Annotated in this window: 9 protein-coding genes and 1 tRNA gene; 4 read left to right on the top strand and 6 right to left on the bottom strand. The window is 44.6% G+C overall.

Annotated elements, in window-relative coordinates; translation table 11 throughout:
- From A3SI_RS21040 to A3SI_RS13500, 3 genes are all read left to right on the top strand, one after another.
- The coding region (locus tag A3SI_RS21040; RefSeq protein ID WP_009056747.1) for a hypothetical protein at window positions 1-190 on the top strand (190 nt) is incomplete at its 5' end.
- Between the two features lie 191 nt (window positions 191-381).
- Entirely contained in the window at window positions 382-708 is a 327-nt protein-coding gene (locus tag A3SI_RS19050) for a hypothetical protein (RefSeq protein WP_156810309.1), read from the top strand.
- A gap of 465 nt (window positions 709-1,173) precedes the next feature.
- Window positions 1,174-1,920 (top strand): hypothetical protein, encoded by a 747-nt coding sequence (locus A3SI_RS13500; protein ID WP_009056743.1) that lies wholly within the window; start codon window positions 1,174-1,176, stop codon window positions 1,918-1,920.
- 82 nt (window positions 1,921-2,002) lie between these two features.
- Here A3SI_RS13500 and A3SI_RS13495 read toward each other — a convergent pair whose 3' ends face one another.
- The 6 genes from A3SI_RS13495 to A3SI_RS19760 all read right to left on the bottom strand — a co-directional run bounded on the left by A3SI_RS13495 (window position 2,003) and on the right by A3SI_RS19760 (window position 7,371).
- Window positions 2,003-2,395, bottom strand: coding sequence for a 5-fold beta-flower protein (locus A3SI_RS13495; RefSeq protein WP_009056742.1), 393 nt, complete (start codon window positions 2,393-2,395; stop codon window positions 2,003-2,005).
- Window positions 2,396-2,407: 12 nt separating this feature from the next.
- Window positions 2,408-3,025: a DUF3267 domain-containing protein gene (locus A3SI_RS13490; RefSeq protein ID WP_009056740.1), complete on the bottom strand. Its 618-nt coding sequence runs from the start codon at window positions 3,023-3,025 to the stop codon at window positions 2,408-2,410.
- Between the two features lie 84 nt (window positions 3,026-3,109).
- The gene (locus A3SI_RS13485; protein WP_238531770.1) at window positions 3,110-3,937 is read right to left on the bottom strand and encodes a helix-turn-helix domain-containing protein; all 828 of its coding nucleotides are present in this window, start codon (window positions 3,935-3,937) and stop codon (window positions 3,110-3,112) included.
- A gap of 274 nt (window positions 3,938-4,211) precedes the next feature.
- Window positions 4,212-4,296 (bottom strand) — tRNA-Ser (locus A3SI_RS13480).
- A 241-nt stretch (window positions 4,297-4,537) separates the two neighbouring features.
- Complete coding sequence (locus tag A3SI_RS13475) at window positions 4,538-6,742, bottom strand: triple tyrosine motif-containing protein (RefSeq protein WP_050977532.1); 2,205 nt, start codon at window positions 6,740-6,742, stop codon at window positions 4,538-4,540.
- The gene (locus tag A3SI_RS19760) at window positions 6,730-7,371 is read right to left on the bottom strand and encodes a hypothetical protein (protein ID WP_238531769.1); all 642 of its coding nucleotides are present in this window, start codon (window positions 7,369-7,371) and stop codon (window positions 6,730-6,732) included. Before A3SI_RS19760 ends, A3SI_RS13475 begins: the two co-directional genes overlap by 13 nt.
- Window positions 7,372-7,665: 294 nt before the next feature.
- Here A3SI_RS19760 and A3SI_RS13470 point away from each other — a divergent pair, with 294 nt between their 5' ends.
- Window positions 7,666-10,746, top strand: coding sequence for a SusC/RagA family TonB-linked outer membrane protein (locus A3SI_RS13470; protein WP_009056737.1), 3,081 nt, complete (start codon window positions 7,666-7,668; stop codon window positions 10,744-10,746).
- Window positions 10,747-10,750: the final 4 nt, after the last annotated feature.

Below are 10,750 nucleotides of genomic sequence, written 5' to 3'. Positions count from 1 at the left end.
AAAATATCTTGCATCGACGCTGGTAAGAGATATCAATAAGAAGTCTTCTTTTGCCATGTCTTTGGAAATGAGCACCGCAGAACTGGAATCGAAAAATGAATTGTTACTGGACTTTGCCTCTAAATTTCAATATCAAGCCAGCTCATCAACGGCTTTTTTCTTTCTACTTCTTATTTTAGGAAACCCATAGATGCTTGGGATATTTCGGGTCTTTCCTATTTTGGTGACTTTAACACCTTTATTACCCGTAATGCTACTTTATTTGTAGCTGAGCGTTTTAACTTAATTTGGGCTCTTAAATGGACGAACCCCAAGAAGAAGCTTGAAGCAAATTTAACTGGTATTATTAATTTTCAAAAAATACCAGCAAGAGAGCAAGTCTTGGATGAATTTGCTGAAATAAATGAATTTACCTTTAATTATTTCAAACCTACTTTAAATACATCGGTAGACGTTGATAAATACCTTCCTCGATTATTGACCAATGTAAATTTTCAACTAAGTTATTTTATTGTGAATAATGAAAATAGTTTTAATAATTTTCAATCCTTTAAGTCTGAATCTGCTGATTTTAAAATCGGATTTTCAACAAATGATATCGGTAGGCTTTCTTTAAATTTTAAAAATGCGCTTCTTTTAAATAAGTCAAAGTACACAAACTACGGAGGGTGTGCGTTCCTTAAGACAGGACCTTTTTTATCAATCTGATGCAAGCTTATCTCTTAAATTTTTACCTAAAAATAAATTAAAAGTAAGCCTGGTTTCTAAACTTTTCAGTCCTTTGAATCAAAATAATTTTTGGAATAATCATTTTTTAGAGGCGCGTGCTGCTTATGTAATTAATGATAGGCAAAATGTTGGCTTGAATTTTAAAAACATGACCAACCGAAGGAATTTTGAATCCATTATCTTATCTCCTACTAATCGGATCATGACAATGGTTGAATTACAACCTTGCGTTTATTTATTTTTCTTATTTTTTCCGTTTTTCAACTTGATGGTTCTTACTTACTGGTATTGGTTTTTTCCGTTCTTACGTTATTGGTTCCATTATTTTTGCATCTAAATCTCTGGAATAGACGGAACAAGGAGTCAGCTGAGTCGTTAGTAGGAGTAAAGAACGCGTTTAACCTTTAAGACTTAGCATCATGCGTATCGTTTTTTCCCTCGTATTTGTCATTTTTTTTTGTGCCGCAGGCATTTAGCCAGTTCGTACTTGATTTAGAGTCGGGGTTAATTTTTCCGGGGTACAACGATATCCGTGTACCGAATGAGGGAGGATCCGATTTCAGCTTTCAAGATGATTTTACCACGGAAGGAGGAGTTATTCCATTTAGAGCGAGATTAGAGTTTACATTTAATAAGAAGAATAAGCTTTATGCTCTGTATGCGCCTCTTCGGATCCAGTATGCTACCGATGCCTTAAACCGTCCAATCGCTTTTGATGGAGCTATTTTTTCTGAAGGCTTACCTACTACAGGTAGTTACCGTTTTAACAGTTATCGGCTGACTTACCGTAGAGACTTATTTGAGAATGAGAGGTGGCTATTGGCGCTGGGATTTACTGCCAAAATAAGGGATGCAGCCATCACCTTGGAAAATGTCACCTCACAAAATGACATTACTTCCCGAGTAAACGATGACCTTGGGTTTGTCCCCCTGCTGCATGTCTATGCCAGCTATCAAGCCGCTGGTAACACTTTTTTCCTAGAGGCGGATGCTTTAGGAGCACGTCAAGGTAGGGCCATTGATGTGTTTTTAGGCGCTAGCCGGCACATCAGTCCTAAGGTGGAGGTTCGAGCGGGTTATAGGATCTTAGAAGGCGGAGCAAATGTAGATCAAGTTTTCAATTTTACCTTGGTTCAATTTGCCAGCCTGGGGCTTCGGTATCATTTTTCGCCTTTTCTCAAGGAGAAATGATAAGAGCATGCCCTCCTAACAAAGACTAACGGTAATTTAATCCTTAGGTGGAGGGTTTTTTATATAGTGGGTTTACATCAGGCTAATCATTAAGAAAGAAAATGAACATGGCAATGGCTAAGCCTGCTTTATCGTTTAAGTTATTCCCTTCTACACTAGCTATTGTTTGGCCTGCTGTATTTTGTACCGTAGTGTTCGTTACAAGCCCTAATTCTTGTTCAGTCATCGTAAAGAGTCGATTTCCTACACTAAAGCCGAGTGTTTGCTTTTGGGTATTGGTTAGGGTGTCATTTTCGAATCTTGCAATTACTTGGTGCCTTGAGTTACGAATCTCCCCGCTGTCCATATAGGCTAACATAGACCTATCTGTGGTCGATAGTAGTTTTGCTTCAAAGGTTATTGGAAGCTCTTCTGTTGCGCATCCCGTAGCAAGCAGTAGGAAGGAAAGTATAGAAATGTACATGTATTTATTCATTTTAGTTTTATTTTATTTCGTCATAAAATAAGATATTTTATTTTTAGTGTCGTCATAGGTTACGATATTAGGGTCTTTGGTAGTGATAAAATAGTTGACTATTCCGAAATCACCTGAGCACATGGAAGTATGTAAGAGCAGAGTAGCTAGAATGGTTAATTGCCAATTAGTATTTACAAAAAAGTAAAGTGTTAATAAAGATAGTGTGATGCATATAAAAGGTAATAAGGCGACAAATGCAAATTCACGTCTATTGACAACGAAATTATTTGCTAATGCTGCAAAGTATAATTTTTTTAAATTATAATCTAAAGATGTTTCTGTAGCGCCCAAAGCTCTATAGGCTAAGATGTGTATACATTCATGGATCGGGATTAGTAAAAAGCATACGGTAAAGCCAAATGTGTAATAGAAAATAATGTCATCCCACCCCATACTTTTTTCTTGAAAACAAAAATAAATACTTAAGATTCCTAATAAAAGAAAAGCAATATTTATTAGGTAAAAGGTTATCGAGACATAGGACCATTTGTTTAGATGATTTTTAACGAATGGGATTAATTCATGGTGTTCCAGTTTTTCCACAAGCCGATACTTTTCAACGGCAAGGTTTTCGGGTGTAATCTTCATTGTCGAAGTGTGTTGAGATAAAGCTGTATAAACAGCACAAAAGTAAGGCTTCGGCGCTATGTAAAAATTGGACTTTTGCGACAATTATCGGATTTCCCAGATAATCTCATTTTCCTCTAGCTTACTTACGCGTTTAAAAAAGGCCTTAGGGCTTATCCCAGTAAGTTTTTTAAAGTCTCTAGTGAAGTAGGATTGGTCGTAGTAATTGCTTTCATAGGCTACTTCTGTAAGTTTTTTGATTTCTTTTTGAAGCCCTTCTTTTGAAAGTGTATGTCGAAACTTTGAAATTCTCTTATATGCCGAGGGAGAACAGGTTAGCCATCTCTTAAAAACCCTTTGCAAGGTTTTATGAGATACCGCACATTGGTCAGCGACTTCCTGTATGGTGTAATCTTTTTCGACATCCTCTAAAAGATAAACAGCTTTTTTTACTAAAGCATCCTCTTTTTTCTGTAAGTTTTCTAATAGAAAAGTTTCTAAACGTTCAATCCTTTTCGATAATGTCGTTTCCTTAAATAAACGCTCAGTGTGGAGGTGCCAGTGCGGCACTGCAAGTGCTTGAGAAAAGGAGGGAGCATATGTGATTAAGTCATTTTGTAAAAAGTAGCTTGCTCCTAATGGTTTGAAAATAATGGCTATTTCTTCAAACGAACCCTGATAGCTCACAAAAAATGGTTGTGTATATTTTCCAGTGATTTCAACGCAAACCTCATTTTTTACCTCTTCACCTCCGGTAATGGTAAGCGAAAGATCGCCCCTTGCGATTTGAACACCCTTAAAAAGCGAAATGCACGTATTTGTGTGTGGAAAAGCCACATAACTCATCGTGTTTAGTTCTGGATTGGTGAAGACGTAGAAATACGCGATGTAGTTACTCAGTATTTTAGATAACGGTGCTATCGTTTTGATCATGTTTTAACGCCAAACTAATCATTACATTATGAATTGCTCAACAAAGCGGAGTGAAACGCAAGGGATGTTTTGATAAAAATACCTACTCAAATATATGTATAATTTTTTGAGAAAAGGTGTTTTAATAGATTCTTTGGCTTGAGTCTAAGATTCCCTTTTTGCCCAGTCTGATGCTTTTTTGATTCTGACAGCTTGTAAAACGACGCGTAGAAATAGATAGCTGAAAAAATAAATCCTAACTCACACAATTACAGTAAGTTAGGATTCTATTAAGCAGAGGAGGAGGGATTCGAACCCCCGGTACCTCTCGGTACAACGGTTTTCAAGACCGCCGCGATCGACCACTCTGCCACTCCTCTGGATCAATTGCGTTCTATTGTGGCACAAATGTAAAGGCTTTTTTTAATTTCGACAAGCCTTAGACTTGAAAAAATGCCTGTTTTTTGCGCGGAAGCGCAAAATAGCACAGTATCAGGGGCTTAATTTTCTTAACTGATGTGCTGTTTATCTCCCCCGAGGTACAGCCTGTCCTTACTACATAAAGGGCCATGCGGGGATGTCAATTTCCTTTCCTTCCGATGGCTGACTCCGCAGCGCCAATTAAAATTTTAATATAAACTCCTGCAGGTTTTCACTGCGTTCTAGGTTTAACTTTTTTCGCAAGCGGTAGCGTGCTATCTCCACCCCTCGGGTGCTGATATTCATCAAGTAGGCCATCTCCTTAGAAGAAAGGTTCATCCGGAGGTAGGCCGTTAACTTGATCTCCTGAGGGCTGAGCGTAGGATAGGCCCCCTTAAAGCGCTGCATAAAATCTCCATGGACCTGGTCGAAATAGAGTTCGAACTGCTCCCAATCGTTGTCTTGAGCGATGTTTTTATCGATGCTCGTGATGACTTTCTGAAGCTCCTGCTTGACCTCTTGATTGCGGCTTTTTTTGATGATTTGGTTCAAATGGTTTTTTGCATGATCGATAAATTCGTTTTTATTTAAAAGTTGCATGGTGGCCGAGGCCAGCTTTTTATTCTTGCTTTGGATTTCGGCTTCTAATTTTTCGGTGCGGAGCTGTTCGAGTTCCTGCTGCGAGCGCTCGAGCTGAGAGGATGTCTCCGCGATTACCTCCTCCTGTTTGGCCGTAATGGCCGCGGTTTTTTGTTCGTAAGCACGATCCAGGCGTTTAAAACCAATAAATAAAAAAGCGAGAGCGCCTACGAAATAGGTGCTATATGCCCAGGGACTGCGGTACCAAGGGGGTAAAATACTAAAAGAAAAGGCCGCCGCTTCACTAACTTGCCCGTATAGATCTCTACTCTGCACATAAAACGTGTAGCGTCCTTCGCGTAAATTCGTGTATGCCCGGTCTCTTTTGTCCGTCCATTCGCCATAGTCGTTTTCTAGACCTTCTAGGTAAAAGCGAAACTGCGTAGAAAGCTCTTGATTCGGAATGGTATTCGTGAACTCAAAACGTAAATCCCGCATGCTATATGGAAACTGCGCTCGCTTATGTGGCGCTTCCACGAACTCTTGGTCGAAGAGCCGTTTACTCCCCCCTCTGTACAAGAGGGAATCTGAACCACCTGTTCGATAGATTCCCCGGATGAGTGTAGGATACTGCGGGGGAACCGCCTTCGCATCGCGTAAGGTATAGCGGATAAAGCCTTCATTCGCAGCAAATAAGACCTCATTCGGCCCGATTAGGGAGACGTTTTGTAGGTCGTCATTTAGTAAGGGCAGGATTTTATTAAACAACTGATGGTTTTTCTTGTAGCTGCCGTCGTTTTGAGATTCTAAAACCCCTACTTCTTTATTCCCGATGAAAAAAATATTTCCCACAGGATCTTCTGCCAGACTGGTGATGAGCATGTCATGCTCAAAATAGGGTGCGAATGTAGGGTCTTTTTCGAAACGATCTTCTGTAGGCAGGTAGCGGTAAATGCCATATTCTGTCGTGAAAAGTGTTCTTCCTCCTATTTTCCACACCGAATTCATCAGATTGGTGGGAAGCCCATCTGCAGTGCCGTACAGCCGCGCACTAACGCGTTTTAAGTCATCGGAAAGGGTAAGCTTGTAGACCCCTTTATAGCTATGTGACATCCAGAGAGAGCCATCGCTTTCCCACTGAATAAGACGGCAGGATTCTTTAAACCCATCGATTTCGTGGAGGAGGCGATAGGAGCCGCCAGCTTCTTTTTGGTAGAGCGCCAGACCATTATAGGTGCCAGCGATAAATAGGTCGGGCTGCTCGCGCATAGGTAAAAAGCCCCATACACCGACCTGTCCCCCCAGGGCTTCTAATCCATTTTTTCCTAATGCATAGCCGCCCGAGTGCCGCGCTACTAGGAGCTCATTTCCCCGCTGCGTGAGCCCATAGGCCTGTCCTTCCCCATTGGGTACGGGATAGGCGTCCTTTGCCGCAGGCGGCAAAACAGCCAAATGAATATTCGTAGCTAAGTAGAGGGCATTCTGGTGGGTTCGAGCTGCATAACCGGTGCCGAGAACGCCCATGCGCTGATCGATAAGCCGAAATGGAAGGCTGAGCTCTACGAGGGTGATGCCATTACTGTGTCCGAGCCACAGATTGCCCGCCCGATCTTCAAAAACACTTAATATCGTACTGTTTTCCAGTCCTTTATTACGGTCCAGATGCAGCTGGACATGCCCCTTCTCATCTAGGATGTACAGGCCATCAAACTGCGTTCCTATGGCGATGTGCCCATTTTTAAGTGTACTCACCACGTTGATACTGCGCAGTTCAGGAAGGACTAATTCCGCCCAGGGGCGCCGTTCTGTGTCGCTTAGCTGTAGCACGCTGCCGTTTTCTTGGAGGAGAAGCAGCACATCGGGCTGATTGTCACCATCCCTCTTATGAGGTTTTTAGTAAGGGATTCGCCCTGAGGAACGGTCTGCAGGCGGTCTCGCTCCAGCCGAAGCAGTCCTTTATCACTATCCTGAACGTAAAGCTGTTGCTGATGCTGATGGAAACTTAAAAAACCGCTATCACTTTCGATGATGCGGATAAGTGTTTCGTGTTCATCGAAGATAAAAAGATAGTCGAAGGTACAGAACACGAGGTGCTCGTGCAGGCGAAAAACTTTCCAAACCTCCTCTAAGTCTCGGTAGCCTTCAGGAAGGCGGTCGAGAAGGGAGTGGTAGACGGGTTCAGGCCCAGTTTGAAAATGAAAGTAGCCGATTTCTCCCTGAGCAGCCACGTAGACTTTTTCGTCATGCTCCACCCAAAGGTCCCTGATTTTCGTGCTGTTTGGAAGCCCGAAGCGCTGCCAGTCGGTGCCGTCATAATGCAGCAGCCCGAAGTTATTCGCCACAAAAAGGCTTCCATAGCTATCCTGCGTGAAGGCATAGTTTTGAATACCGCCTTTGTACACTTTGCTGGAATAAAAACGGGTGAAGGGAAGACCTGTAGCAGGGCTTGTTTGCATCGCGAAAAGATTGAAAACCAAAAAAAGTAGGTAGAACTGCCGCATTTCGATCGCTTTTGTTTGGATGTATCACCGAAGATAATGAGAAAATAGGATGTATAAAAGCCATGAGCGGAACCTTCTTCCTCAGCAATTGAAAAAGCTTGTTTTCAGGCTAAAAATCAAGTTTTTCTAGGTGTTTGATGTAGTTTTGAGAAAGTCCGAAAACCGCGCTGATGTAGTTTTAGCGCATCCCTTTTTTTGGCTTTACGCAGGAGAATGCGCTCATTCGTCTCGGCAATAAATCCAAAACCCATGAGAAAACTTCTATTACTTAGCATGCTTTGCTGCTGGAGTCTGTTTGCCTTCGCACAGAGCACACGCAGTGGTCGTGTCGTAGATGATCGCGGCGATCCCATACCGGGAGCGAGCATTTTAAAACTCGGAAGCAGTGTAGGTACTGTTTCGGATCTGGATGGAAATTTCACCATCTCCGCGGTCGAAGGCGATCGTTTGCAAGTCAGCTTCATCGGCTTTACCAGTCAGGTGATTACTATCGGCAGCCAAACGCAGCTGCGCATCACCCTAGCGGATGAGCTGACGTCTTTAAATGAGGTCGTGGTGGTGGGTTACGGTACCTCCACGAAAAAGGAACTTACAGGAGCTATCTCACAGGTAGATGGGGAGTCCATCACCGCGATGAATATGCCCCGAGTGGATCAAGCGCTGCAGGGTAAAATCGCAGGGGTTACCATCACGACGAACTCTGGCGCACCTGGGGCCACGTCCAACATTCGTATTCGTGGACTTAGTACCTTTGGAGATAATGACCCCCTGATTTTAGTAGATGGAATCATCTTCGATGCGGCAGGACTTAACTCCCTGAATCCAAATGACATCGAGTCCGTAAATGTGCTGAAAGATGGTACTGCGGGAATTTATGGTGTGCGCGCAGCGAATGGCGTCATCCTGATCGAAACGAAAAAAGGCAGTAAGAATACACGTGCCTCCGTGGACTTTTCAGCTTGGAGAGGGGTGCAAGAGGCAGAGCGCAAGCTCAACCTCCTGAATGCCACAGAATATGCGATTTTAAAGAACGAAGCCTTTGCCGCTGGCGGCTTACCCAGACCCTTCGCGAACACGCAGTTAGGACGCGGGACAGACTGGCAGGCAGAAGTTTTCCAAACAGCCCCCATCGAGGAGTATAACCTCACCATCACAGGTGGGAGCGAAAAGACCTCCTACTCCATCGGGGGCTCCTATTTCGGGCAACAAGGAATCGTCGGTGGCCCACGCTCTAATTTCGAGCGGTACAATGCTCGCCTTAACTTTACCACGGCGCTAGCGCCAAAGGTGACGCTCACCAGTGTGCTACTTTACACCCATGAGCAGGCCAGCGGCATTCCCCAGGGGGGAATCGGTTCGGTACTTTTTAACACCATTAATGCCTATCCTACGGAGCCGGTACGTATCGGGGACCGGTTTTCCTTCTTAGAGGATGTGCAAGATATCATCAATCCGCTCGCGCAAATCGAAAATACGTTTAATGAAACCTATGTCAATAAAATCGTAGGTAAGGAGGAGGTCGCGTATAAAATCAATGATTATTTCAGCCTAAATGGACGTGCAGGCTATAACTTCGCCCTCGTAGATACACGTGTTTTTAATCCTCTCGTGTGGTATGGACCCGGAAAGTTCGCGAACACAGCGCGAAATGAGAACCTGGATCCGGTGCTCGTAGATATCGGTGGCATACAAATCGAACGAGGTGCCAGTGCATTCGAGAGCCGTAATTCCTTTTTAGATTACAACTTAGAAGCTTTCCTAAACTATGATCAGCAGCTTACAGCGCTCCATCGGGTAAAAGGCACTGCCGGGGTTTCTTATTTTGGTAACCGCAGTATGGGACTGAATGGGGTCGGCTTTAACATTCCCAATAATGATCCTGCCTTCGCGGCCATTTCTGCTAACCAGGCGCCAGGAGGTTTTTTAAATAATGCCGGCTCCTTCCGGGCGCGGCAGCGGCTGCTTTCTGCTTTCGTTCGTGGGGAGTACGATTACAAGCGTCGGTACATGTTTTCCGCTATTCTCCGCCGCGATGGTTCCTCTAACTTCGGCCCAAATAACCGCTTTGGCTATTTTCCGGCAGTTTCTGGAGCTTGGGTGATATCAGATGAAGGCTTCTTCGGCACGGGCGGCCCCATCGACTTTTTGAAGCTGAGAACGAGCTTTGGGATCTCGGGGAATGATCAGATCGGCCTCTTTCGATTTCGCGGCTTGATGGATGGCCTCGCCCGGTACGTGTTTGATGATCTCATCGTAAATGGTGCTGCGGTGGGTACTTTTAGTAATCCTGACCTGCGCTGGGAGACGACTTACCAGACGAATTTTGGCTTAGATTTTACCTTGCTGCGCAATGTGGACTTCACCGCCAACTACTTCATCAAGGAAACCCGTGATCTTTTGTTCCAGCCGGCAGTTTCCGCCCTTTTGGGTTCCTATGGGCCAGGTGGTTTTCCTCCCGTTATCAATGCCGGTAATGTGATGAACCGCGGTCTGGAGCTTGAAATCGGCTGGGCGACGCAGCGCAGCAGCGGCTTGAATTTCCGAGTGGACTATAACATTACCTTTCTCACGAATCGCGTGACCAGCGTACCGGAAGGCTTGGACTTTATTCCTGGAGCAGCCTTTGGGGTGGGAGGGAACATCGCCACCCGCTTCCAGGAAGGCTTCCCTATAGGCTATTTCGTTGGGTTTAAAACCGATGGCATCTGGCAGTCACAAGAAGAGATCGCTGCCAGCCCGGTGGTCCAGCCCGGTGCGCGGCCTGGAGATTTACGCTTCGTAGATGTTAATGGGGATGGGCGCATTGCTTTCGGCGACGAATCCGATCTGACGTTTTTAGGTTCGCCGATACCAGATTATATCATGGGACTTAACCTGTCCATGGATTTTAAGGGCTTCGATTTTTCTGCGAACATTTATGCAGCGATCGGCCAGGACATCATTCGAAATTATGAGCGTCAGCAGCCTTTTGCGAACCAAATGGCCTATAACGTCAACCGCTGGACGGGTCCCGGGACGACGAATGAATTTCCGCGTCTCACGACCGGTCCCACACGAAATACAGTCTTCTCAGACTTTTTCGTGGAAGACGGATCCTTTGCGCGCCTGCGCAATGTCACCCTCGGCTACACCCTCCCCGAGGCGGTGAGCGGGAAAGTAGGGGTGCGCGCTTTACGGGTCTATGTGGCTGCGAATAACCTGATCACCCTCACCCGCTACATGGGCTTTGACCCGGATGTGGGAGCGCCTAATCCACTTTTCGCAGGAGTGGATAACGGGATTTTTCCGCAGGCGCGCGTGCTAATGGGAGGCGTTAACTTTAGATTTTAAGCAA

This window comes from Nitritalea halalkaliphila LW7 (assembly GCF_000265075.1).
GTDB lineage: Bacteria > Bacteroidota > Bacteroidia > Cytophagales > Cyclobacteriaceae > Nitritalea > Nitritalea halalkaliphila.
Note: the sequence above shows the minus strand (reverse complement) of the source record. Positions and strands in the feature narration are given on the sequence as shown.